Source organism: Bradyrhizobium sp. BRP22, from assembly GCF_020194175.1.
Taxonomy (GTDB): Bacteria; Pseudomonadota; Alphaproteobacteria; order Rhizobiales; family Xanthobacteraceae; genus Bradyrhizobium.
Map to the genome: position 1 here is coordinate 99122 of NZ_JADYVX010000016.1, position 23562 is coordinate 122683.

Here is a 23562-nt window from a genome sequence, read left to right on the forward strand (position 1 = left end):
CGAACCTCGCAACGGCCGCCACCCTGCAGACTGGCGCGGAGCTGCTACGCGATGGTGTCGTGATCAGAAAAATTCGGCTACGGCTGTAACCAAGGCATCACGAGCACGAGGTGTTCTCGACGTTAAGACAAGATGTGCGGAAACGAGAGATTACGAATGCTGATGACAAGCGGATGTCACATCTTCATCACCGCCTGCCGGTCGATCTTGCCCGTCCCCGTTTTCGGCAGCTCGCCGATGAACTTGATCTCGCGCGGATATTTGTAGGGCAATAGTTTTGCCTTCACGTAATCCTGAAGCCGCTTCGCCGTTGCTTCCGCCTCGAACGCGCGGTCGTTCATCACCACGACCGCCTTCAGCGTCATGCGGCGGTCGGGCAGCTCGGCGGCGAACACGGCGCATTCGCGGACGTCAGGGTGATCGGCGAGGCAGAGCTCGACCTCCAGCGGGTAGACCCATTGGCCTGATATCTTGATCAAATCGTCGGCGCGGCCGCGGAAGAAGTGGAAGCCATCGCTGTCACGGATGAAGCGGTCGCCGGTGTAGATCCAGCCGCCATCGCGGACGGTCTCGGCGGTCTTGTCGGGGCGATTCCAGTACATCGGCGTGTTGGAATCGCCGCGCACCCACAAAATGCCTTCCTCGTTGTCGCTGACCTCGCGGCCGTCTTTGTCGCGCAGCAGGATCTCGTAGCCGGGCACGCGCAGGCCGGCGGCGCCCAGCTTCTTCCTGTCCGCGTGGTTGCAGAGATAGATGTGCAGCACCTCGGTCGAACCGAGGCCTTCGATGATCTCCAGTCCCGTCAGCGCCTTCCAGCCATTGAACACATCGGCCGAGAGCACTTCCGCGGCTGATATCGCCATGCGCAGCGAAGAGAAATCGGTCCTGTCAGCGCCGTCGGCCTTGGTCAGGGACGTATAGAGCGTCGGCAGGCCGAAAAACACGGTCGGACGATACTGTTCGATCGCCGCAAAGATCGATGCTGGCTTCGGCTGACCGGGCAGGAGAAGCGTGGCGGCGCCGACCGAGAAGGGAAAGGTGATGGAATTGCCGAAGCCATAGGCGAAGAAGATCTTCGGCACCGAGAAGCAGATATCGCCAGGCGTCAGCTTCAGCACGTTGCGGGCGAACGTCTGCTCGCTATAGGCCATGTCGTGGTGCAAATGCACGATGCCCTTCGGCCGGCCGGTCGAGCCGGAGGAATACATCCAGAACGCCATCTCGTTGCGGTGGGTATCGGCCTCGGTGAGCTCGGTCGAGAAATGCGGCAGCCATTCATCCGCCAACAGCACCTGCAGCGCGGCGTGCTCGGCGGCGGCGCCATTGACCACGATCAGCGTTTGCAGCGGCGTGTCCTTGCAGGCCTCGGCATTGAAGCGCGAGCAGAATTCGGCGTCGGCGACCGCAACCGATGCGCTCGCGTCGGAAAGGTAGAACTGCAGGAGGTCCGGTGGCGTCAGCGTGTTGATGAGAAGCGGCACGAAGCCGGCGCGGACGGCGCCGAAAAATGCCGCCGGATAGGCCGGGGTGTCGTCGAGGAACAGCAGGATACGGTTGCCGCGGTGAAGGCTCAGCGAGGCGAAGCCGTGGCCCCAGCGCGCGGCCTCGGCGCAGAGCTCGCGGTAGGTCCGCTGTCCCGCCGGGCCGGTCAGCGCCGTCAGCTCGCCGCGGCCGTGTGCGAGATTGTCGAACAGGATGCGGCTTGCGTTATAGCGTTCGGGGAGCGCAAAGCCGATCTCGCGCGCGCCCGGGCTGTCAGGCGGTACCTGGTCGGCGATCTCGTTCATGACTTGCTCCTCGATGCCTCGTAGCCTGCCATGAAGTTCGGCGACATCGTGCGCAGCCGCGCGTCGTCGATCCGTCCCGAACGGGTGATGTAGCTGAAGGCAAAATCCATCAGGTCGGCCTTCATGTGCTCGGGGAATTTTTCGTACCAGTCGGCGCTGGTGCGCGACGCGGTCACCAGCTTCTTCACGATCGGCTTGCGCTCGGCCTCGTAGCGGGCGAGCGCGGTCGAGACATGCGCTTCGGTCTCCAGCGCCTTCGTCAGCGCGATGGCGTCCTCGATCGCAAGGCGGGTGCCGGAGCCGATCGAGAAATGCGCGGAGTGCAGCGCGTCGCCGATCAGCACCATGTTCCTGAACGACCAGTGCTCGTTCCAGATCCACGGGAAATTGCGCCACACCGACTTGTTGGAGATCAGCGGCTGCCCGCCGAGCGTCTCGGCAAACACCTCCTCGCACACGGCCTTGGAGTGTTCGGCGTCCTTGCCGGCAAAGCCGTAGGCGTGCCAGGTCGCACGGTCGCATTCGACCAGGAACGTGCTCATGGTCGGCGAATAGCGATAGTGGTGGGCGTTGAAGGCGCCGCGTTCGGTCTTCACGAAGGTCTGCGACAGCGTCTCGAACCGCTTCGACGTGCCGTACCAGGCGAACTTGTTGGACGAATAGGACAGCGAGGTTCCGAAATCGCCCTCGAACGTTCGGCGCACCAGCGAGTTCAGCCCGTCCGCGGCGACGATCAGGTCATAGCCTTGCAGCGCATCGACTGACTGGATCGCTTTGTCAAACTGCGGGGTGACGCCGACCGCGCGCACGCGCTCCTGCAGCAGGGAGAGCAGCGTAAGCCGGCCGATCGAGGAAAAGCCGACGCCGTCGATCTCGACGCTCTCCCCGCGCAAATTGAGCGTGATGTTCCTCCAGCTCTCCATTTTCGGCGCGATGGCCTCGACCGTATCGGGATCGTCGGCGCGCAGGAATTCCAGCGCCTGGTCCGAGAACACGACGCCGAAGCCCCAGGTCGCATTGGCCGGGTTCTGCTCGAATAGCTCGACGACCGCGTCAGGGTGTCGCCGCTTCCAGAGATAGGCGAAATAGAGGCCGCCGGGACCTCCACCGATCACGGCGATACGCACGATGTTCCTCCCGATTGACAGTGTACTTACGATTTTGCGCATAGACTATCCGCGGGACGTCGAGGGCGCCACCGGAAAATTTGCCCTGCGGCGTCCCGCCGTGGCCGGAACAATCCCGGCAGCGGCGCGGCGCTTTGGTCAGACGCAGCGGCGGACCCTTACCCCGTCGACGACGACCCAGCGGCAGGCGACCGCAACCGGCTTGCGGACGACCACCGCGCCGCGATAGCCGGCGCAGCCGGCGCGGTAGACGCCGCGGGCGCAGACGGCGGCGTTGGCGTTGGAGATCTCGAACGTCAGAACCGCAGCGAAGGAAACGAGTGCGGCGGCCAACAGCAGAAATGCACGCATGACTTTCTCCTACTTGGTTGGTGATCGAAAGCGGTTTGGAGTTTTCTCTTCATTATCGTTTGATGGATCGGCAATCGTCGAATGCAGGGGGAAACGATGTCGGAGATCAGGTCCAGATGGCTTGCCCTCTATGCCGGCTATGTCGAACCGGCCTCCAAGGAGATATTTTCGCATGTCGAGAAGATGATCATCGGCACCTTGATCGTTTCGGCTGGCGCGCATGTCTCGAGCAATGAGCCGGCCATCGCGCTGTTCGGCTATCTGCGTCACGGCCTGATCGGTCGCGGCGTCGAATTGTTCGGCGTGATCCTGCTCCTGCTCAATTTTATCGACGGGCTCTACAAGCTCGCCAGGTTGAATTGGCATGTCGCGTATCAGATCGTGATGTCGCTCGCTTACGTCGCGCTTTCGGTCAGGCTTGTTCAGCTCATTCTCGCCTTTCGCAGCGAATAGCCCGCGGGTCGCCGAGGCTCACCGCGTCGCGAACTGTGCCAGCACTTCCTTGCAGGCGGGCGACAGCGACGCGGCATTAGTGGCCAGGCACTGCACGATCCGGCCGCCTCCAGGCACAACGCCGCCGCACAGCGAGCGTACGTCGGCGCCGCAGGCCGACCGCGCGACGAACAGCTCTTCGCGCGGGCGCAAGGGCCGCAGCGCGATGGCTGCGGGCGCAGCCGGCGCCGCCGCCGGTGCGGCAGCCGCCGCGGCGGGACCACCGCCTGCCGCGGGCGCCGCGCCACCGCTTGCGGCCGCAAACGCTTCGCCGCATGCCGGGGAGAGCCTGGCCGTGTTCTTCTCGAGACATTTCAGTGCGGGGGCGCCGCCGGTCGGAACGCCCGGGCAGTACTTCTGATAGTCGGAGCGGCAGGCGCTGCGGATCGCGGAGACCTGTGCCTCGCTCGGCTGCGGCTTGGCCGGCGTGCCTGCCGCCTTCGGCGCCGCAGGCTTCACGGTGGTGGGCGTCGCCGGCGTGTCCGCCTTGGCCGGCGCCGGCGCGGCGTCGGTCTTGGCTGTGGCTGGAGCCGCGTCGGGCTTGGGCGCCGTCTCCGCCTTTGGCGCGGCGGGGACTTCCACGGCACGCACCGCGCCGGCGCAGCTCGGTGATAGACTCGACATGTTCTTCTGCAGGCATTGCAGCGAAGCCTCGCCGCCGGGCGGAATAGCGGAGCAATGCGCCATGTAATCGTTGCGGCACTGCGACTTGATCGCCGCGCGCTGCGCCTCCGTCGGCGCCTGCGCCAGCGCTGCGGTCGCAAACAGGACGACGGACAATGGCAAGGCCCGCCCGCACGCGCGTTTCAATATCTTGATCATGTCAGCAAACCCCTTGTTGTCGACGGAGGCCGCCGCTTCAGCCGAAGTTCATTCATGCGAACGTCGTTCGTGAAAATGAGTCTGGTACAGCAATCTTGGCGAGCGGTATCATTTTCTGTTTCGGGTTCCACTGCAAGCCAATTGTTGCTATGGATGGAGCGCGACAGTCGTCTCCGGATGAACGCCTCTTTCCGAGGCAAGCTGAGCTGTGCACCGAAATGAAGCTTGCGCGCCCATCGGCCTGTTGCGGTTTGCACGATGGCGAGCGACCGGCCGCCACGCTCCTGTTGCGCGTCGCTTTTCTGCTGTTCGCCTTCGTCGGCTTAAGCGGCTGCGAGCAAAATACTTTCGTGCCACCGCCGCCGCCAAAGGTGGAAGTCGCCACTCCGGTGCAGCGCAGCATCACGCGTTTCCTGGAGACGACCGGCACCACTGCGCCGGTGAAGAGCGTTGACCTGGTGGCGCGCGTGCAGGGCTTCCTGCAGTCGATCGATTATCAGGACGGCACCTTCGTCAAGCAGGGCACCACGCTGTTCACCATCGAGCCCGAAACCTACAAGTTGAAGCTCGAGCAGGCGAAGGCGGCGGAGGCCGGCGCGCAGGCAACGCTGAAGCAGGCCGAGACCGATTACAGGCGGCAGGTCGACCTGGTGCAGCGCCAGGCTGTCTCGCAGGCGACACTGGATAGTTCGACGGCGACGCGCGACAACGCCCAGGCCAGCCTGCAGCAGGCGCAAGCCAATACCCAGATCGCTGAAGTCAATTACGGCTACACCAATGTGGCGGCGCCGTTCGACGGCATCGTCAGCGCGCATCTGGTCTCGGTCGGCGAACTCGTCGGCGTGTCCTCGCCGACCCAGCTTGCCACAATCGTCCAGCTCGACCCGATCTGGGTGAATTTCAACGTCAATGAACAGGACGTGCTGCGCATCCGCGAGGACGCGAGGCGGCGCGGCCTCACCGTCAACGAGATCAGGCAATTGCCGGTCGAGGTCGGCCTGCAGACCGAGACCGGCTACCCGCACAAGGGCAGGCTCGATTACATCTCACCGACCCTCAACCAGTCGACCGGCACGCTGGCGGTGCGCGGCATCCTGGAAAATCCGGAGCGCGTGCTGCTGCCCGGATTCTTCGTCCGCGTCCGCGTGCCCTATGACCAGCAGCAGGACGCGCTGCTGGTGCCCGATATCGCGCTGGGCAGCGATCAGGCCGGCCGCTATGTGCTCGTGGTCAACGGTGAGAACGTGGTCGAGCAGCGCAAGGTGCAGGCAGGACAGCTCGAAGGCGAGTTGCGCGTCATCGACAGCGGGCTGAAGCCGGACGACCGCGTGGTGATCGCAGGTCTGCTGCGCGCGATCCCCGGCCAGAAGGTCGATCCGCAACTGCAGAAGATCGAAGCCTCCGCAGCGGCGAAATGAGGGGCCGCCATGATCTCGAAATTCTTCATCGAGCGGCCGGTCCTTTCCAACGTCATCGCGATCCTGATGATCCTGATCGGTGGCGTGGCGCTGTTCAACCTGCCGGTCGCGCAATATCCGGACGTGGTGCCGCCGACCGTGCAGGTGACGACGCGCTATCCCGGCGCCTCCGCCAAGACCGTGATCGACACCGTGGCGCTGCCCATCGAACAGCAGGTCAACGGCGTCGAAGGCGCGCTCTACATGCAGTCCTATAGCGGCGCCGATGGCACCTATACGCTGACGGTCACCTTCCAGATCGGCACCGATCTCAACTTCGCGCAGGTGCTGGTGCAGAACCGGGTCTCGAGCGCGCTGTCGCAATTGCCGCAATCGGTCCAGAGCCAAGGCGTCACGGTGCAGAAGCGGTCGACCTCGATCCTCCTGTTCGTGACGCTGACCTCGCCGAACAAGACCTATGACAGCCTGTTCCTCTCCAACTACGCCACCATCAATGTCAGGGACGAGCTGTCGCGGCTGTCCGGCGTCGGCAACGTCACCGTGTTCGGCGCCGGCCAATATTCGATGCGGGTCTGGCTCGATCCAAACCAGTTGCAGGCGCGCGATCTGGTACCGCAGGACGTCATCCAGGCGATCCAGCAGCAGAGCCAGCAGGTCACCGCCGGGCAGGTCGGCATGCCGCCGACGCCGCCCGGCCAGGCATTCCAATACACGCTGAACGTCGCCGGCAGGCTGGATGACAGGAGCCAGTTCGAGAACATCATCGTCAAGACCGGCAATGTCGGCGACGTCACGCGCGTGCGCGATGTCGGCTGGGTCGAGCTTGGCGCCCAGACCTACAGCCAGGTCTTTTCGCTCAACAACAAGCCGGCCACCGGCATCGGCGTGTTTCTGTCGCCCGGCGCCAACGCCCTCGAGGTCAAGAAGGCGGTAGAGACAAAGATGGCGGAACTGGCCAGGCAGTTTCCGCAGGACATCAGATACGACACGCCGTTCGATACCACCATCTTCGTCCAGGCTTCGATCGAGGAGGTCTACAAGACGCTGATCGAGGCCGGCCTGCTGGTGCTGGTCGTGATCCTCGTGTTCCTGCAGGACTGGCGCGCGATGCTGGTGCCGGCGACCACCGTGCCGGTGACCATCATTGGCGCATTCGCGGCGATGGCGGCGCTCGGCTTCTCCATCAACCTCTCGACGCTGTTTGCGATCGTGCTGGCGATCGGCATCGTGGTCGACGACGCCATCGTCGTGGTCGAGGGCGCCGCGCACAATATCGAGCGCGGCCTCTCCGGCCATGACGCGGCGATCAAGGCGATGGACGAACTGTTCGCGCCGATCGTCGGCATCACGCTGGTGCTGATCTCGGTGTTCCTGCCGGCGGCGTTTCTGCCTGGTCTCACGGGGCGGATGTATGCGCAGTTCGCGCTGGTGATCGCCGCGACCGCGCTGCTCAGCGCCGTCAATGCCGCGACCTTGAAGCCGACGCAATGCGCGCTGTGGCTGCGGCCGCCGGTGCCGCCCGAGCAGCGCAATTTCTTCTACCGGGGATTCAATGCTGTCTACGAGCGGCTCGAGCGCGGTTATGCGCGGCTGATCAGCGGCCTCGTCCGGCATAGCAACATCTCGGTTGTGGCTGCGCTGATCCTGATCGGGATTGCCGGCTATGGGCTGTCCCGGGTGCCGACCGGCTTCATCCCGATCGAGGACCAGGGCTATCTCCTGGCTGCGGTGCAATTGCCCGACGGCGCGGCGCTCGACCGTACCCAGCGCGTGCTTGAAAGGATCAGCGAGATAGCCCGCAAGGCGCCCGGCGTGCAGCAGGTTGTCTCCATTGCCGGCATCTCCGCGCTCGACAACAGTTCGAGCCTGGCGAATGCCGGCGTCGCTTACCTGATTCTGAAGGATTGGAGCCAGCGCGGGGCTGGCGAGGATTTGCGCTCATTGGTGTTCGGGCTGAACGACAAGTTCAATGAGATCGAGGAGGCGCGCATCCTGGTGATTCCGCCGCCGCCCATTCAAGGCATCGGCAATGCCGCGGGTTTCGCCATGCAGGTCGAACTGCGCGACGGCAATGCCGATTACGCCAAGCTGCAGGCGATCACCGGCGCCGTTGTCGCCAATGCGCAGACCCAGAGCGCGCTGCAGCGCGTCAGTTCGTCCTTCCGCTCCATGGTGCCGCAATACGACGTCGAGGTCGACCGGACCAAGACCCAGACGTTGAACGTCACGACGGACCAGATCTTCTCGACGCTATCGTCCTATCTCGGCGCAAGCTACGTCAACCAGTTCAACAAGTTCGGCCGCACCTTCCAGGTCTATGTTCAGGCGGACTCGAAATTCCGCCTGAACCTGCGCGATATCCAGAACCTGATGGTGCGCAACAGCCAGGGCGAGATGATCCCGCTCGGCACCGTCGCCACGATCACGCCATCGGTCGGGCCATCTCTGATCAGTCTCTACAACCTCTATCCCTCCGCCTCCATCATCGGTCTGCCGGCGCAGGGCTACAGCTCGGGACAGTCGATGGCGCTGATGGAGCAGATCGCCGCGAAGACGCTGCCGCCGGGCGCGGGCTATGAATGGACGGCGATGTCGTATCAGGAAAAGGCGGTCAGCAATCAGCTCTATTACGTGTTCGGCCTCGCTCTGCTGCTGGTTTATCTCGTGCTCGCCGGCCAATATGAGAGCTGGTACGCGCCGATCTCGGTGATCCTCGCCGTGCCGCTGTCCTTGCTCGGTCCGATGCTGGTGCTGTCGGGCTTGCGGATCGACAACAACCTCTACACCCAGATCGGCATCATCCTGTTGATCGCGCTGTCGGCGAAGAACGCGATCCTGATCGTCGAGGTCGCGCTCGAGCATCACGTGCGCAATCGCGAGCCGCTGGTCGAATCCGCAATCGCTGCAGCGCGCGCCAGATTCCGCCCGATCGTGATGACATCCTTCGCCTTCATCCTCGGCGTGGTGCCGCTGGTGCTCGCGACCGGCGCCGGCGCCAATGCACGAAAGTCGATCGGCATCACCGTGTTCTCCGGCATGATCGCCTCGACCTGCCTCGCCGTGCTGTTCGTGCCCGCGTTCTTCGTGGTGGTGCAGCGCTTCGAGAACTGGCGCAAGTCGCGCAAGGCAAAGACGCCGGAGACGCAGACCGTGACGCAAACACCAGGTGTCGCGCCGTAGGAGACCCTATCCCCCGTCGTCCCGGGCTTGACCGGGACCCATAACCACAGGCCTTTGTTGTATGCTCCGCCGCAACCGCTTGCTCGCGCCACAACGCCTGCCTGTGGTTATGGGTCCCGGCGTTCGCCGGGACGACGGCTATATGCTTAAACCTAAACCCTGATCATGCGCTTGCCGCGGTTCTCGCCGGCGAGCAGGCCGATCAGCGCCGCCGGTGCGTTCTCCAGCCCGTCGATCACATCTTCCTGCACCTTGAGCTTGCCGGAGGCGACCCAGGACTGCAGGTCGGCGAGCGCGGCATCGCGCTGGTCCATGAAGTCCATCACGATGAAGCCCTGCATGATCAGCCGCTTCACGACGATCAATCCGGGCACGCCGCGCGGGCCGTGGGCGGAGGGAACGCCGTCATATTGCGAGATCGCGCCGCAGCACGCGATGCGGCCGCGGTTGTTCATCTGCGGCAGGCAGGCCTCCAGGATGTCGCCGCCGACATTGTCGAAATAAACATCGATGCCGGCAGGCGCGGCGGACCGCAGCGCCTTGTAGGTGCCGCCGTCCTTGTAATCGACTGCGGCGTCGAAGCCGAGTTCGGTGGTCAGCCAGTGGCACTTGTCCTTGCCTCCGGCGATGCCGACGACGCGGCAGCCCTTGATCTTGGCGATCTGTCCGACAATCGAGCCCACCGAGCCGGCGGCGGCCGAGACCACCACAGTCTCGCCTTCCTTGGGTTTGCCGACATGGAGCAGGCCGAAATAGGCGGTGAGGCCGGCGATGCCGTACACGCTCAGCAGATGCGTCATCGGCTCGAGCTTCGGCATCTTGCTGAGATGCTTGGCGGGCACCGCGGCATAATCCTGCCAGCCGGTGTCGCCGAACACGATGTCGCCCGGCGCAAGACCTGATGCCTTCGACGTCACCACTTCGGCGATGCCGCCGCCGGACATCACCGTGTTGGCCTCCACCGCCGCGCGGTAGGTCGCGCCATGCATCCAGGCGCGGTTGGCGGCGTCGAGCGAGAGATAGCGCAGCCGCAGCACGGCTTCGCCGTCCTTCGGTTCGGGGATGTTGCCGTTGACCAGCCTGAAATGTTCAGGCCCGAGTTTGCCGGTCGGCTTCTCCACCAGCAGGATCTGACGATTGATCGCGTCGCTCATGATGTTCTCCCCTCTTTGTTCAATCCGGATGCAACCGAGCGCTCGCTACGTGTTCAATTGCATAGATTGTGCGCTGTGCATGACGCTATTCCTCGCGTGTCAATTCTACAACTGGAACATTCATCGATGCGCGTACAGGTCGAAACCGTGTTGCGCCGGTGCGTAAATCTGCCACACTCCGTCGCTTGCCGGGTGACTTACGGGAGTAGGAGCATGTCGAGCAGGTTTACGCAGTACATTCTCATCGCGATGGCGCTTGGCATCGTGATGGGGGCCTTGGTCTACAACTTCCTGCCCGATAGCCGGGCGGAGATCGCAGCCGACGTAAACCTGATCGCGATGCTGTTCCTGCGATTGATCAAGATGATCATCGCGCCGCTGGTGTTCGCGACATTGGTCGGCGGCATCGCGCATATGGGCTCCGGTGCGCGGCTTGGGCGCATTTTCGCGAAGACCATGGGCTGGTTCGTCAGCGCCTCCTTCATCTCGCTGCTGCTCGGCCTCGTGATGGTCAACCTGCTGCAGCCCGGCGCCAACTTTCCGGGCACGCTGCCCGACAAGGGGCAGTCGACCGGCCTGCCGGTCTCGGCCTTCTCCTTTGAGAAATTCCTGATCCATTTGGTGCCGACCTCGATCGCGAACGCGATGGCGCAGAACGAGATCCTGCAGATCGTGGTGTTCGCGGTGTTCTTCGCGGTCGCGCTCGGCGCGATGCCGGAGCGGGCGAAGCCGATCATGGCCCTGATCGACGATCTCGCCCATATCATGCTGAAAGTCACGAGCTATGTGATGCTGTTCGCGCCGCTTGCGGTGTGGGCCGCGATCATGGCCACCGTGTCGAAGAACGGACTTGGCGTGCTCTGGAAGCTCGTCGTGTTCATGGGCGGCTTCTACGTTTCGCTCCTCATCCTGTGGGCGATCCTGATCATCGTCGGTTTCATCGTGATCGGGCCGCGCTACAGCCATCTGCTGCGCCTGATCCGCGAGCCACTGATGATCGCGTTCTCGACCGCCTCGTCGGAAGCCGCCTATCCGAAGACGCTGGAAGGATTGAATCGCTTCGGCGCCTCGCCGCGGATCTCGGCCTTCGTGCTGCCGCTCGGCTATTCCTTCAATCTCGACGGCACGATGATGTACTGCACCTTTGCCAGCGTCTTCATCGCGCAGACCTATCATATCGACATGCCACTCGGCACCCAGCTCGCGATGCTGGCGACCTTGATGATCACCTCCAAGGGCGTCGCCGGCGTGCCGCGCGCGTCCCTCGTCGTGATCGCCTCGACGCTCAGCCAGTTCGGCATTCCCGAGGCGGGCCTGTTGATGATCATGGGCATCGACACCTTCCTCGACATGGGCCGCAGCGCCACCAACGTGATCGGCAACTCGCTCGCCACCTCCGTGGTCGCGAAGTGGGAAGGCGAATTGAAGGAGGAGCACGAACTCGGGCCTGATGACGCCGTGCCGTCCGATGCGGTGCCGGGTGACGCGGTTCCGGCGCATTGACGGGAGAGCTGCATGCATCAGCCCCCAAAAGAGGCGATATGGGGCAGCGGCCTGCTGCTGGCAGCATGTCTGCTGGCAATGCCGGCCGCCGCCCAGACGGCGAGCGAGGGGCTTAGCCCGACGCTCGCCAATATCAAGAACACGCATGCGGTGCGGCTCGGCTACCGCGAGAGCTCGCCGCCGTTTTCTTTCCTCGACCATTCCAATCGGCCGATCGGCTACAGCCTCGAACTGTGCGAGGCGATCGTGGAGGAGATCGGCGTCGAGGTCGACGATGCCAATCTCAGGATCGACTATGTCAAGGTGACTTCCGACGACCGCATTCCCGCGATCGTGCAGGGCAAGATCGATCTCGAATGCGGGTCGACCACGGCGAATGCCGAGCGGGCCAGGCAGGTTGCATTCTCGCCTTTGATCTTCGTCGCCGGTACCAAATTGATGGTGCCGAAGACCTCCGCGGTCTCGGCAGTGACCGATCTGAAGGGCAAGACCGTGGTGGTGACCAAGGGCACCACCAACGAGCAGGCCATGCACAATGTCGACAGGAAGTTCTCGCTCGGGCTGAACATCGTGACGTCGCCCGACCATGAGCAGTCCTATCAGATGCTGGCCGAGGGCAGGGCGGATGCATTCGCGACCGACGACATCCTGCTCTACGGACTGATCGCAAGGCACAAGTCACAGGACAAGCTCCGCGTGGTCGGCGATTATCTGTCGTACGATCCCTACGGCATCATGTACCGCAAGGGCGAGCCGCAATTGAAGGACGTGGTCGAGCGCACCTTCCGCAAGCTCGGCTCTGGCCGCGATCTGATTCCGCTCTACAACAAATGGTTCGTGGCGCGGCTTCCGACCGGCGAGCGCCTCAACGTCGCGATCTCGCCGCAACTCGAAGAGGCCTTCAAGGCGCTGGATGATAGCGAGGGGACGAGCAATTAGATTGGTCCGGCGAAAAAGTAGGGCGGGCAAAGCGAAGCGTCCCCACCATCAAGCACTCCGCTCGTGATGGTGGGCACGCTTCGCTTTGCCAGCCTACGGCACTGACGCGGAAGAGAGAGCAGCGCACTCCAACCTGTCCCCTCACCCTGAGGAGGCCGCAGAGCGGCCGTCTCGAAGGGCGAGGCCACCGGCGGGGCCTCATGGTTCGAGACGCGCGTTCCGTGCTCCTCACCATGAGGGTCTCACAGTGTCACTGCCGCCTCGCTACGCGAACACCCTGTCCAGCGCCGCTTCATACGCGGCATAAACCAGCTCCGGGTGCGAGCGGCTCAGCGCTTCCATCTTCACTCCGGCGTTGATTTCGAGGATCCGCCAGGTGCCACCGGTGCGTACGACATCGATCGAGCCGAAGCGGATGCCGATCGCCCGGGCGGCCTTGATTGCGATCTCGATGCAGGCGTCGCGCGTCTCGCCGTGCTTCAGCAATACCGGCCGCGCGCCGAAATCCAGGTTGTGACGCCAGTTGAGGATGCGCCGTTCGCCTGCCGGGACGATCGCGTCGAGGCCGCCGCGGCCGAGCTCGGCAATCAGGCCTGATAGCACCGCCGATCGCCGCCCGGCAGGTGTGGCCGCGAGCGCAAGCTCGATCAGCGAATGGCTGCCGTCGCCGATCACGAACGGGCGCTCCTTGCTGTAGACGACGACAGGGAGATCATCGACCAGGACGACACGGACCTCGTCCTCGATCTCGACATAGGGCGAAATGGCCAGGCTCGGATAGACCGCCAGAATCCTGCCGACCGCGAGTTCGAGGGCGAGCCTTGTCGTCACCCGGACGACGCCGTCGCCCGACGTTCCTTCGTTCGGCTTGACGACGAGTCCCGTGGGATGCTCGGCCAGCAGCCGCAGCATCGTTTCCCAGGAGCCGGACGCCGGCGCATAGGCCGCAAGTTTCGGCCCCAGGAACAGGGTGTGGGGGATGCAGGGCACGCCGAAACACTGCAGAACCTCGGCGGTCGCCGCCTTGTCATTGGCGATCTGGTGCGCGGCCGCGCTGTTCAGCCCGACGTCATAGCCGAAGGCGAGGTGCCGCCGCTCGCCCCGCTGCATCACGATCAGCCAGCCATCCGACTTCACCTCGACCGTAATCCTACGGGCAAGACAGTATTTCGCGACCGCGTCGACGAAGATCCGCTGGCTGCTTGGGATCGCCAAGTCGATTTTTCCTCTCTCGGTGGCCTGTTGTGGAATTAATTGCTCGATCGGCGTCGTTTCCGGCAAGTTAATTGCGCCGCGGCGGAAACCTTAACAACGATGTTTTGAACCATTCTGCGAAATCAATCGACAGCCATGCCGAGTTCGCAATTGCACAATGGATGAATTCCATTATGTGTGTCAGCGGCGCGACGGCAGGCGGGCTCCTCCTTGATGTCGGTCACTTTCGTGCGGTCGATCCGCCGCTAGATCGACTTCGTTTATGTAAGGTCAATCGGAAAAACCAGACACATGAGCGCGTTCTATCGAGAGAAGGTACTTTCTGTTCGTCACTGGACCGATACGCTTTTCAGCTTCCGAGCCACCCGCGATACGGGTTTCCGCTTCCAGAACGGCCAGTTCGCCATGATCGGTCTCGAGATCGATGGCCGGCCGCTGCTGCGCGCCTATTCGATGGCGAGCGCCAATCACGAGGAAGAGCTCGAGTTCTTCTCGATCAAGGTTCAGGACGGGCCGCTGACCTCCAAGCTGCAGAAGATCCGGGAAGGCGACACCATCCTGGTCGGCCGCAAGGCGACCGGCACGCTGATCACCGACAATCTCATCCCCGGGAAGCGGTTGATGCTGCTGTCGACCGGCACCGGCCTCGCGCCCTTTGCGAGCCTGATCAAGGACCCCGAAGTCTACGACCGCTACGACACCATCGTGCTGGTCCATGGCTGCCGCCAAGTGGCCGAGCTTGCCTATGGCGAGGAGCTGGTCGCCAATCTGCGTGACGACGAATTGTTCGGTCCGCTGCTCGCCGAGAAGCTGCTCTATTATCCGACTGTGACGCGCGAGCCGTTCCGCAACCGTGGCCGCATCACCGACCTGATCACGTCGGACCAGCTCTTCAACGACATCCACCAGGCGCCGCTCGATCTCGAGACCGACCGCATCATGATGTGCGGCAGCCCGGCGATGCTGGAAGACCTGCGCAAGCTGTTCGAGAGCCGCGGCTTCACCGAAGGCAACCACAGCTCGCCTGGTCATTTCGTGATCGAAAAGGCCTTCGTCGAGCGCTGATCGGCGTCGGTTTTTCAGCCAACTCTCTCCTGCGTCATTCCGGGGTGCGCGCAGCGCGAGCCCGGAATCCATTTCTCCGCCGGCGTTTGCGGCCCGATGGATTCCGGGCCCATCGCTGCGCGATGTCCCGGAATGACGGCGGAGAGCGGCCGCGTTCTCCTTCGTTGCAGCGCAATACACTCCCCCGGATCGTGTAGCGTCGGTGTCACATCTGTGAACCCGAACGCCCATTATACCGTATGGTGGACGGGGCGGGATGGAATAGGCTCCCCCGCTCGCCAATAACGACCCGCCCGGGTCCGCTGAGGGGTTTCATGGAAACGCTGCTGCTTCCATTCTCGCCGCGCTTCATCGTGCTTACGATCTGCGCGGTCGCCACCGCGCTCTTGCTCGTGCTCGGAATCTCCGACCGGAAGATCATCGACCTCATCCTGGTGCCGCTCTTGATCTTCGGCGCGCTCACGCTGCTTGGCGTCCGCGACCTCATGCAGAAGCACCACGCGGTGCTGCGCAACTATCCGATCTCGGCGCATTTGCGCTTCCTGCTCGAAGAGATCCGCCCGGAGATGCGGCAATATTTCTTCGAGAGCGAGAAGGACGGCATGCCGTTCTCCCGCGACACCCGCGCCGTGGTCTATCAGCGCGCCAAGATGGCGCTCGACAAGCGGCCGTTCGGCACCCAGGAGGACGTCTATCGCGAGGGCTACGAATGGATGCATCATTCGGTGGTGCCGAAGCCCTATTCGAACGAGAAATTCCGCATCACCATCGGCGGCCCGGATTGCACCAGGCCTTATTCCGCCTCCGTCTTCAACATCTCTGCGATGAGCTTTGGCGCGCTCAGCCCTAATGCGGTGCGCGCGCTCAACGCCGGCGCCAGGAAGGGCGGCTTCGCGCATGACACTGGCGAAGGCGGCGTCAGCCCCTATCACCGCGAGAAGGGCGGCGACATCATCTGGGAAATCGGCTCGGGCTATTTCGGCTGCCGCAATCGCGATGGCACGTTCAATCCGGACGAGTTCGTGCGCGTCGCCGCCGACCAGCAGATCAAGATGGTCGAGCTCAAGATGAGCCAGGGCGCCAAGCCCGGCCATGGCGGCGTGCTGCCGGCGGCCAAGGTCTCGGAAGAGATCGCCAAGATCAGGGGCGTTCCCCTAGGCGAGGATTGCATTTCGCCGGCGTCCCACAAGGCGTTCTCGACGCCGCTCGAGATGATGGCGTTCGTCGGCGAAATGCGCCGGCTCTCGGGCGGCAAGCCCGCCGGCTTCAAGCTCTGCATCGGCCATCCCTGGGAGTTCCTCGCGATCTGCAAGGCGATGCTCGAAAGCGGGATCTATCCCGACTTCATCGTGATCGACGGCAATGAGGGCGGCACCGGTGCCGCGCCGCTCGAATTCATGGATCATCTCGGCATGCCGATGCGCGAGGGCGTCAATTTCGCCCATAACGCCTTGGTCGGCATCAATGCGCGAAGCCGCATCAAGATCGGCGCGTCCGGCAAGATCGCCACCGCCTTCGACATGGCGCGCGCGATGTCGATCGGCGCCGACTGGTGCAATTCGGCGCGCGGCTTCATGTTCGCGCTCGGCTGCATCCAGTCCTTGAGCTGCCACACCGACCGCTGCCCGACCGGCGTGACTTCGCAGGACCCGATCCGCAATCGCGCGCTCTATGTCCCCGACAAGATCGAGCGCGTCTGCAATTATCACCACGCGACGCTGCATGCGCTGGCCGAGCTGCTCGCCGCCGCCGGCCTCGAACATCCGCAGGAGCTGCGGCCGATCCATTTCACGCAGCGGACGTCGACCACGGAAGTCCGCACCTTTGCCGAGCTGTATCCGTCGCTGCGCCCGGGTGAATTGCTCGAAGGCACCCAGGACCGCCGCTTCCGCGACGCCTGGGCCATGGCCCGCCCCGACTCGTTCCAGCCGGCGGGGTAGCACGCAACCTCCCCTCGAAAAGGGGAGGTTGGTTTGCGCGCAAGCGCAAACCGGGTGGGGATCATCTCTCTCCACATGCACAGTTGCGCCCGGGGCTGACCCCCATCCCAGCCTTCCCCCTTTCAGGGGAAGGAGCTATCCCGGGTTGCGCTTCGCTTCACCCGGGCTACGGGATCGATCGCTAGAGCATGATCCGGAAAAGTGGATACCGGTTTTCCGAAAAGATCATGCTCAAACAAAAAGATGGAGCGGGATGATGTTTCGAAGAAAAATCATCACGCTCTAATGAGGGTTCTCCAAACTGAACGTCTCCGACTGTTCGTCATAGGCGAACAGCTCGGCGTAACGTCCCCATGAGACGATGGTCTTCAGCGTCTCATCCGCATAATCCTCGGACATGTAGTCCTCGAGCTCGTTGCGGAAGCGCGCGGCGGGCGCGGTGTGGGACGGGCGCTCGTCGAGCACGCGCTGGATCAGGCCCATCACCGGCACATAGTTGATCAGGTGCTCGGCGAACAGTTTCTTGCGCGCGTCGGTCTCGAGATGGGCAAAGCGCAGGCCGGCGTCCGTCAGCACCAGGTCGCCTTCGCTCAACCGCGCGAAACGCAACAGCTGCAGCGACTCGCCGAGATGCAGGATCTCGTCGGTTTCCATTTGCAGGCTGCCGGCGAGCACCGGCAGGTCGGCGTGGCCGTGATACGGCGGCCCTGCCAGCGTCTCGATCAGGCCGGACAATTCGTTGGATGAAACATGGTCGAGCACCATGCCGACGCCGGCGCCGGAAATCGCCTCCGCCGCGGCGGTCGACCTGGGTTCAGGCCGCTGTGTCATGCGCGCATAGATGCTATCGACGAGCTGGCGAAATGCCGGATCAAGCCGGTTGCGCGGGTGCGGGAAGTCGACCTTGATCTCGGTCGCCACCCTGCCTGGATTGGACGAGAACACGAGAATGCGGTCGCACATCAGCACCGCCTCCTCGATATTATGCGTCACCATCAGCACCGATTTGATCGGCAGCCGGCCTTCGGTCCAGAGATCGATCAGGTCCGTGCGCAGCGTCTCGGCGGTCAGGACGTCGAGCGCCGAGAACGGCTCGTCCATCAACAGCAGGTCCGGATCCACCACCAGCGCACGCGCGAAGCCGACGCGCTGGCGCATGCCCCCGGACAATTCCTTGGGGTAGGCGGATTCGAAGCCGTCGAGGCCGATCAGGTCGATCGCGGCCAGCGCGCGCGTGCGCCGCTCGGCGCCATCGATGCCGAGCGCTTCGAGCCCGAGCTCGACATTCTGCAGCACCGTGAGCCAGGGAAACAGCGCGAACGACTGGAACACCATCGCGACGCCGTTCGGGGGACCTGCGATTTTCTTGCCGCGGCAGACCGCCTCTCCCGAGGAGGGATCGACGAGGCCGGCGATGATGCGGAGCAGTGTCGATTTGCCGGAGCCGGAGCGGCCGAGCAGGCCGACGATCTCGCCGGCGCGGATGGTCAGGTCGACATTTTCGAGCACCAGCAGGTTCTCGCCGCTGCCCTTGGGAAAGGAGCGGCAGACGCCGCGGATGTCGATGAGGTTGGGCTCAGCGGATTGTTCGAGCATGGCGGCTCCTCATCACCCCAGGCGAAGCGGCGGGACAACGGTTCTTTAAATCGATCTTCCGCGCCGTCCTTTCGCTTGAGCACGATCTTCTTGCGGAAGGTATGCTCTAGAATTCCCCGTGCAGCCTTCCCGAGAAGATGTGCACCGGGCCACGGTCGGCGTTATAGGCGGGGTTTGTGATGAACTGATAGTCCGCCGTCAAGGTGACCTGCTTGGTCAGGGCGTAGGCGTAGTAGGCTTCGAGGATGCGTTCGCGGCGATAGTTCAGCGCGCCGTCGCCGATCAGAATGCCGAGGCCGCCGGCGGCGATGAAATCACGGTGATCCCTTGACAGCGAATTGATCGCGCCGCCGATGCCGATGACGTCATCCGGCCGACCCCATCTGGTGCCCTTGATCGAGGCGCCCATCGACAGCGAGGCGTCGATGTCGGTGAAGGCCATGATCTCGGTCTTGCCGTTATTCCAGCTCCAGCGGCCGAACAGGCCGAGATCGTCGGAGAGCGCCTGTTCGAGATTGATCACATAGCCGTATTTGATGCGGCCGGTCCGCGTCAGCGCAATGTCGAGATTGAGCGCGGGATTGTCCAGCGTCTCGCGATAGCTGCCGGAGAAGGCGCTATTCAGCCAGGCGATCGTGCGTATCTTGCCGGGCAGCGAGAACAGAGAATAGCGTCCCTCATATTCGAGCACGTAAGTTCCGCGCTCGAACACGTTGGTGTCGAAGCTGTTGGCGTTCGACACCGACTGCATCAGGAAATATCCGCCGCGCAGCGCCCATCGTTTCTGGTTGAGCTCGGCGGTGACGCCGTAGGTCAGGCCGACCTTGTCGGCGGAATAGTCGAAGGCGCCAGGGGCCCACATCGCCCAGTTCATGAAATCCCTGCGCGTGTCCTTGGCATAGGCGTTGCCGTCGAACACGTCGAGCACGGCGAACTTGCCGGCCTGCACCGTCAATCTTGATACGTCGACCTTGCCGCCGAGCTGGGTTGGCCCGCTCGGCAATTCCTCCTGCTCGCCGCCGAAGCCAAAGGTCTGGCGCAGGAACAGGCGCGAGGTGTTGTAATGCGGGTAGGGAAAGTTCGATTTCTGCGCTTCGCCATTGGAAAAGCCGGCGAGGCCCACGGTATCGTTCAAGCCGAAGCCCTGCAGCAGCTCGGGATTGTAATAGACCTCGCCGCCGTCCCAGAGCCGCGCATTCAGGAACAGGCTGTTGCTCCAGGTCGCCTGCGCCTGCCGCGCCGGCGTCAGGCTGTTGGTGCCGGTGTAGGGCGCGCGGAACGCCGGATAGCCTTGCGGCAGGTAGGTGGTCTGGCCGTGGATCTCCCAGCGGTCGGATTCGGGATCGGTGATGTCGGTCTTCGGTGTCTGGCCTGGGGCGCCCGGCCAGTCGATCTTGCGATTGAGGCCGATGCGCACCGACTGGAAATCCAGGCTCGAGGAATACTGTGTGCCCGACGGCAGGAACTGGATGTTGGCCCTGTCGAACCGGCTGTAGAGATATTCGAGCCGCGCAGTCCAGTGTGGGGCGAAGGCATATTCGAAGCCCGCGCCGGCAGCCCAGCCAAGGCGGACATGGATTTCCTTCTCCTCGTCGCCGGTCGCGGCCGGCGTGTTGAGGAAGCGCCCGCCGGCATAGGCGAAGCCGCCGGTCACATAACCAAGCCATGGGCCGCTCGCATAGCCGAGCCGGCCGCGGATCGTGCCGATATAGTCCCATTGCTCGACGAAGTCGGAGCGCGGCGTCGCAAGCAACGTCACCACCGAATTCGAGGGCAGATAGTTCGGAAAGGTCAGATCGCCCTCGACGCCAAGCAGCAGGCCTGAGGGCAGGTGAACATTGTAGCCGGCCTGCACGCCGCCGATCATGCCGCTCACCCTGCTGCTGGCGGCGCTGACGAGGGGATCGGCCAGCACCGCGTTCGAGGAGCCGAAGCCGTAGCCGGCATGCGCACCGATGTAGAGCCCGGTCCAGTCGAACAGCGGCTGTGCGTAGGGCGCCTTGACCGGCAGCCTGATGTCGGCCGCAAGCGCCGGGCCGCTCAGGGCAAAGGTCGCGATCGCCGCGTGACCAAGAACAAGGATCTGCTCGAACGATCGGCTGCGGCGCGGCATGGCAGGATTATTTCCAAACTGAACATCGCGACAGCTCGGCGTGCCCAAAGCGCTGCTACGACGCCATCCCCAACACGAAATCATCACGCCGCCTCTGCACCGGTCGCATGTCCTGATTCCCCGAGCTTGCGCCAGATCGGGGAAGCCACACTGTACTGCAATCCTTATTGCGAATAATTCGCAATAGCAAGAAGGTGCAGGTGCCGTGATCGCTGGATGGCATCGCCTGATGACAGTTTTGCAACAGGGCGGGCGATCACCTTGTCGCGGTCGGGGGAGGAGACGACGACCCGCCCGGGGGACGACCGGGCGGGTCGGGTACGACACGGGGTGGATGAGGCGCCCGTGCCGGACGCACAATCCACGGTCGACGTGTTTTCGGGAAGGAGGTTTATCGGTTCGCGTAGCAATCGAGTTTACGCAGATTGCGTCGACCTATCTGCGCAGAAAATGCGTCAACCAAAACCACTCCGTCGATCGCTCAGAAATTGCAGGTGCGCACGCGGCCCATGTAATTGCCGAACGCATCATACTGGCGAACCCAGCCGCAGCGGCGATAGCCGTAGTAGTAGCCGTTGTTCGCCGCGATGGCGCTGCCGACGACCGCCGCACCGACGAGGCCAGCACCGACGCCCCAGCCCCAGTGATGGTGATGGAACGGCTTGGCTTGCGCCTGCGTGGTCGAAGTCGCGATCGTGCCGGTGACAGCGAGCGTGGCGAGAGCGAGAGCGGCAATCTTGGTCTTGATCGACATGGATAACTCCATCCTGTTGAAGGCGGTGCCCTGATGGCCCGCACGCACCGTTGGACGGAGCCTCCACGATTTCGGTTCGAAGCCGAGGAGGAAAGCTGGCAGAGTCGATGATTCGGCTGTCAGAACAGCGGCTTATCGGATGAGCGAGGTCCGGTCGCGAGCTTGTTCACGTCGAAGTTATCGACATCCGCAAGCAGCTCGCAGAATGCGCGTGCGCCGTGATCGAGCAGGCGTTCGCCCTCCTCCGCGGAAGCCTTCGTCGCATTGCCGACCGCCCCGCTTGGGTGCAGGTCCTGCGTCTGCCAGGCAAATGGCGCGGGCCGCTGCGTCGACAGCCTGCGGTGATCCTTTTCGATCGCGATGCTGGCGGGATGAAAATCCGCGATCGCATCTCGCCGCACCGTGTGCGGATAGCGCGCCAGCATGATCGAGGTCTCGACGGCGCCGCCGTGAATGCCGTGGCGCACTTCCTCAGGCGTAAACAACTTTTCCGCCGCGCTCAGTCGCGACCAGCTCGTGGTGACCACCAGCATCCCGTGGTGCGCGCGCAAATCCTGCGCGACCAGGCTCATCGCTGCGCTGTTGCCGCCATGGCTCGTCACCATCACCAGCTTCTTGACGCCCGCGCGCGCCACGCTCTCGCCGAGCGCAGTCCACGTCTTCAATGCGACGTCGATCGGCAGCGTCAGCGTGCCCGGAAAATCGAGATGCTCCGTGGAAATGCCGACCGGTTGCAGCGGCAGGAACGTAGCGGGCAGGCTGACCGGCAACAGCTCGTGGACAAGCGCCAGATAGGCTTCGGCGATCATGATGTCGGTGCCAAGAGGCAGATGCGGCCCGTGCTGCTCGGTCGCCGCGAGCGGCAGCACCGCGATCCAGCGCGCCGAATCGCCGCTGGCGATCTCCGGCCAGCGGATTTCGGTCCAGTCGCGGGGTGGAACAGTCGAAGTCATCCCAAACGTTTCTCTGCCAAGCGTTCCTTTGCGCGGATTTGCGAGGTAATTTGCCGGCCCTGCCGCGGACGCATTCGGCGTCCATCACCCATCATGGGCCATAACCAGCGACGGAGTCCAACCATGAACCGGGCCTTTTTGCTGCGAGCGTTAACTATAGCTGTTTTCGCCCTGGCTGCGGCCTTTGCGCCCGCAAAGGCCCAGACCCTGGACAAGGTGTCGTTCGGCACCAACTGGGTGGCGGAAGCCGAGCATGGCGGCTTCTTCCAGGCGGTGGCCGACGGCACCTACAAGAACTACGGTCTCGACGTCACCATCGTTCCCGGCGGTCCCAACAACAACAACCGCATCCTCCTGATCGCCGGCAAGATCGATTTCTTCATGAGCGCGAACTCGCTGCAGTCGTTCGATGCGGTCACCAACAACGTGCCGCTGGTCGCCGTCGCCGCGATGTTCCAGAAGGATCCGCAGGTACTGTTGACCCATCCGGAGGTCAAGGCGACCAAGCTCGAGGATCTGAAGCCGCTGACGCTGCTCGTCTCGAAGGAGGGGATGACGACCTACTTCCAGTGGCTGAAATCCGAGTACGGATTCAGTGAGAGCAAGGTCAAGCCGTACACCTTCAATCCGCAGCCCTTCATCGTCGACAAGAACAGCGCGATGCAGGGCTATGTCACCTCGGAGCCGTTTGCGGTGGAGAAGGCTGCTAACTTCAAGCCGGGAGTCTTCCTGCTCGCCGATTACGGTTTCAACACCTATTCGACCCTGATCGAGACCCGCCGCGAGCTGGTCGAGAAGAAGCCCGATCTCGTCCAGCGCTTCGTCGACGCCTCCATCATCGGCTGGTACAACTATCTCTATGGCGACAATGCCGCCGCCAATGCCATGATCAAGAAGCTCAACCCTGAGATGACCGACGAATTGATCAGCTATTCCATCGACAAGATGAAGGAATACGGCATCGTCGATTCCGGCGACTCCTTGAAGAACGGCATCGGCGCCATGAGCGACGAGCGGATGGCGAATTTCTTCGACAAGATGGTGCGGGCCGGCGTCGTGCGCTCCGACATCGACTTCCGTCAGGCCTATACGCTCCGCTTCGTCAACAAGGGCGTTGGGCTCAACCTTCGACCGAAGCACTGAGCCCGAAGAT

18 protein-coding genes are annotated in these 23562 nt (G+C 63.3%); 8 read left to right on the top strand and 10 right to left on the bottom strand.

Annotated elements, in window-relative coordinates; all coding sequences use genetic code 11:
• Positions 1 to 176: 176 nt before the first annotated feature.
• The 3 genes from I6F35_RS20750 to I6F35_RS20760 form a co-directional block, all read right to left on the bottom strand.
• Positions 177 to 1787 (bottom strand): benzoate-CoA ligase family protein, encoded by a 1611-nt coding sequence (locus tag I6F35_RS20750; protein ID WP_225119519.1) that lies wholly within the window; start codon positions 1785 to 1787, stop codon positions 177 to 179.
• Complete coding sequence (locus I6F35_RS20755; protein WP_225119520.1) at positions 1784 to 2914, bottom strand: FAD-dependent monooxygenase; 1131 nt, start codon at positions 2912 to 2914, stop codon at positions 1784 to 1786. The genes I6F35_RS20750 and I6F35_RS20755 overlap by 4 nt, the downstream gene beginning before the upstream one ends.
• A gap of 138 nt (positions 2915 to 3052) precedes the next feature.
• Positions 3053 to 3265: a hypothetical protein gene (locus I6F35_RS20760; protein WP_225119521.1), complete on the bottom strand. Its 213-nt coding sequence runs from the start codon at positions 3263 to 3265 to the stop codon at positions 3053 to 3055.
• Positions 3266 to 3361: 96 nt separating this feature from the next.
• On the opposite strand from I6F35_RS20760, the gene I6F35_RS20765 reads away from it, so the two are divergent.
• Positions 3362 to 3718 carry a hypothetical protein gene (locus I6F35_RS20765; RefSeq protein ID WP_225119522.1) on the top strand — a complete coding sequence of 119 codons (357 nt, stop codon included), beginning with the start codon at positions 3362 to 3364 and terminating at the stop codon, positions 3716 to 3718.
• Between the two features lie 18 nt (positions 3719 to 3736).
• On the opposite strand, the gene I6F35_RS20770 is transcribed toward I6F35_RS20765, so the two are convergent.
• Complete coding sequence (locus I6F35_RS20770; protein ID WP_225119523.1) at positions 3737 to 4579, bottom strand: cysteine rich repeat-containing protein; 843 nt, start codon at positions 4577 to 4579, stop codon at positions 3737 to 3739.
• 218 nt (positions 4580 to 4797) lie between these two features.
• Between I6F35_RS20770 and I6F35_RS20775 the strand changes: the two genes are divergently transcribed.
• Positions 4798 to 5997, top strand: a complete 1200-nt coding sequence (locus tag I6F35_RS20775; RefSeq protein ID WP_225119524.1) for an efflux RND transporter periplasmic adaptor subunit — start codon at positions 4798 to 4800, stop codon at positions 5995 to 5997.
• Positions 5998 to 6006: 9 nt separating this feature from the next.
• The gene (locus tag I6F35_RS20780; protein WP_225119525.1) at positions 6007 to 9177 is read left to right on the top strand and encodes a multidrug efflux RND transporter permease subunit; all 3171 of its coding nucleotides are present in this window, start codon (positions 6007 to 6009) and stop codon (positions 9175 to 9177) included.
• 152 nt (positions 9178 to 9329) lie between these two features.
• Here the strand turns inward: I6F35_RS20780 and I6F35_RS20785 are convergent, their stop codons facing one another.
• On the bottom strand, positions 9330 to 10331 hold the full coding sequence (locus I6F35_RS20785; RefSeq protein WP_225119526.1) for an NADP-dependent oxidoreductase: 1002 nt from the start codon (positions 10329 to 10331) through the stop codon (positions 9330 to 9332).
• A gap of 213 nt (positions 10332 to 10544) precedes the next feature.
• On the opposite strand from I6F35_RS20785, the gene I6F35_RS20790 reads away from it, so the two are divergent.
• Positions 10545 to 11834 carry a dicarboxylate/amino acid:cation symporter gene (locus I6F35_RS20790; protein WP_225119527.1) on the top strand — a complete coding sequence of 430 codons (1290 nt, stop codon included), beginning with the start codon at positions 10545 to 10547 and terminating at the stop codon, positions 11832 to 11834.
• A gap of 12 nt (positions 11835 to 11846) precedes the next feature.
• Positions 11847 to 12773, top strand: coding sequence for an amino acid ABC transporter substrate-binding protein (locus tag I6F35_RS20795; protein ID WP_225119528.1), 927 nt, complete (start codon positions 11847 to 11849; stop codon positions 12771 to 12773).
• A gap of 264 nt (positions 12774 to 13037) precedes the next feature.
• Here I6F35_RS20795 and I6F35_RS20800 read toward each other — a convergent pair whose 3' ends face one another.
• Positions 13038 to 13982 carry a RimK-like protein gene (locus I6F35_RS20800; RefSeq protein ID WP_225119575.1) on the bottom strand — a complete coding sequence of 315 codons (945 nt, stop codon included), beginning with the start codon at positions 13980 to 13982 and terminating at the stop codon, positions 13038 to 13040.
• 297 nt (positions 13983 to 14279) lie between these two features.
• Between I6F35_RS20800 and I6F35_RS20805 the strand changes: the two genes are divergently transcribed.
• Together I6F35_RS20805 and I6F35_RS20810 are read left to right on the top strand one after the other, a co-directional pair.
• The gene (locus I6F35_RS20805) at positions 14280 to 15053 is read left to right on the top strand and encodes a ferredoxin--NADP reductase (RefSeq protein WP_225119529.1); all 774 of its coding nucleotides are present in this window, start codon (positions 14280 to 14282) and stop codon (positions 15051 to 15053) included.
• A 314-nt stretch (positions 15054 to 15367) separates the two neighbouring features.
• Positions 15368 to 16993 carry an FMN-binding glutamate synthase family protein gene (locus I6F35_RS20810; RefSeq protein ID WP_225119530.1) on the top strand — a complete coding sequence of 542 codons (1626 nt, stop codon included), beginning with the start codon at positions 15368 to 15370 and terminating at the stop codon, positions 16991 to 16993.
• Positions 16994 to 17275: 282 nt separating this feature from the next.
• On the opposite strand, the gene I6F35_RS20815 is transcribed toward I6F35_RS20810, so the two are convergent.
• The 4 genes from I6F35_RS20815 to I6F35_RS20830 form a co-directional block, all read right to left on the bottom strand.
• Entirely contained in the window at positions 17276 to 18589 is a 1314-nt protein-coding gene (locus tag I6F35_RS20815) for a nitrate/sulfonate/bicarbonate ABC transporter ATP-binding protein (protein ID WP_225119531.1), read from the bottom strand.
• Between the two features lie 106 nt (positions 18590 to 18695).
• Positions 18696 to 20702 carry a carbohydrate porin gene (locus I6F35_RS20820; protein WP_225119532.1) on the bottom strand — a complete coding sequence of 669 codons (2007 nt, stop codon included), beginning with the start codon at positions 20700 to 20702 and terminating at the stop codon, positions 18696 to 18698.
• Positions 20703 to 21183: 481 nt separating this feature from the next.
• The gene (locus I6F35_RS20825; RefSeq protein ID WP_225119533.1) at positions 21184 to 21456 is read right to left on the bottom strand and encodes a hypothetical protein; all 273 of its coding nucleotides are present in this window, start codon (positions 21454 to 21456) and stop codon (positions 21184 to 21186) included.
• A 119-nt stretch (positions 21457 to 21575) separates the two neighbouring features.
• A complete protein-coding gene (locus I6F35_RS20830) occupies positions 21576 to 22409 on the bottom strand; it encodes a creatininase family protein (RefSeq protein WP_225119534.1) in 834 nt (277 codons plus the stop codon).
• A 123-nt stretch (positions 22410 to 22532) separates the two neighbouring features.
• On the opposite strand from I6F35_RS20830, the gene I6F35_RS20835 reads away from it, so the two are divergent.
• Positions 22533 to 23552, top strand: a complete 1020-nt coding sequence (locus tag I6F35_RS20835) for an ABC transporter substrate-binding protein (protein ID WP_225119535.1) — start codon at positions 22533 to 22535, stop codon at positions 23550 to 23552.
• Positions 23553 to 23562 lie beyond the last annotated feature (10 nt).

What these genes read in the sequence shown, in the direction of transcription:
- I6F35_RS20790 (WP_225119527.1), top strand. Translation starts at nt 10,545, where the DNA reads ATGTCGAGCAGGTTTACGCAGTACATTCTCATCGCGATGGCGCTTGGC.
- I6F35_RS20750 (WP_225119519.1), bottom strand. Translation starts at nt 1,787, where the DNA reads ATGAACGAGATCGCCGACCAGGTACCGCCTGACAGCCCGGGCGCGCGC.
- I6F35_RS20795 (WP_225119528.1), top strand. Translation starts at nt 11,847, where the DNA reads ATGCATCAGCCCCCAAAAGAGGCGATATGGGGCAGCGGCCTGCTGCTG.
- I6F35_RS20830 (WP_225119534.1), bottom strand. Translation starts at nt 22,409, where the DNA reads ATGACTTCGACTGTTCCACCCCGCGACTGGACCGAAATCCGCTGGCCG.
- I6F35_RS20835 (WP_225119535.1), top strand. Translation starts at nt 22,533, where the DNA reads ATGAACCGGGCCTTTTTGCTGCGAGCGTTAACTATAGCTGTTTTCGCC.
- I6F35_RS20770 (WP_225119523.1), bottom strand. Translation starts at nt 4,579, where the DNA reads ATGATCAAGATATTGAAACGCGCGTGCGGGCGGGCCTTGCCATTGTCC.
- I6F35_RS20805 (WP_225119529.1), top strand. Translation starts at nt 14,280, where the DNA reads ATGAGCGCGTTCTATCGAGAGAAGGTACTTTCTGTTCGTCACTGGACC.
- I6F35_RS20825 (WP_225119533.1), bottom strand. Translation starts at nt 21,456, where the DNA reads ATGTCGATCAAGACCAAGATTGCCGCTCTCGCTCTCGCCACGCTCGCT.
- I6F35_RS20785 (WP_225119526.1), bottom strand. Translation starts at nt 10,331, where the DNA reads ATGAGCGACGCGATCAATCGTCAGATCCTGCTGGTGGAGAAGCCGACC.
- I6F35_RS20820 (WP_225119532.1), bottom strand. Translation starts at nt 20,702, where the DNA reads ATGCCGCGCCGCAGCCGATCGTTCGAGCAGATCCTTGTTCTTGGTCAC.
- I6F35_RS20810 (WP_225119530.1), top strand. Translation starts at nt 15,368, where the DNA reads ATGGAAACGCTGCTGCTTCCATTCTCGCCGCGCTTCATCGTGCTTACG.
- I6F35_RS20780 (WP_225119525.1), top strand. Translation starts at nt 6,007, where the DNA reads ATGATCTCGAAATTCTTCATCGAGCGGCCGGTCCTTTCCAACGTCATC.
- I6F35_RS20775 (WP_225119524.1), top strand. Translation starts at nt 4,798, where the DNA reads ATGAAGCTTGCGCGCCCATCGGCCTGTTGCGGTTTGCACGATGGCGAG.
- I6F35_RS20760 (WP_225119521.1), bottom strand. Translation starts at nt 3,265, where the DNA reads ATGCGTGCATTTCTGCTGTTGGCCGCCGCACTCGTTTCCTTCGCTGCG.
- I6F35_RS20815 (WP_225119531.1), bottom strand. Translation starts at nt 18,589, where the DNA reads ATGCTCGAACAATCCGCTGAGCCCAACCTCATCGACATCCGCGGCGTC.
- I6F35_RS20765 (WP_225119522.1), top strand. Translation starts at nt 3,362, where the DNA reads ATGTCGGAGATCAGGTCCAGATGGCTTGCCCTCTATGCCGGCTATGTC.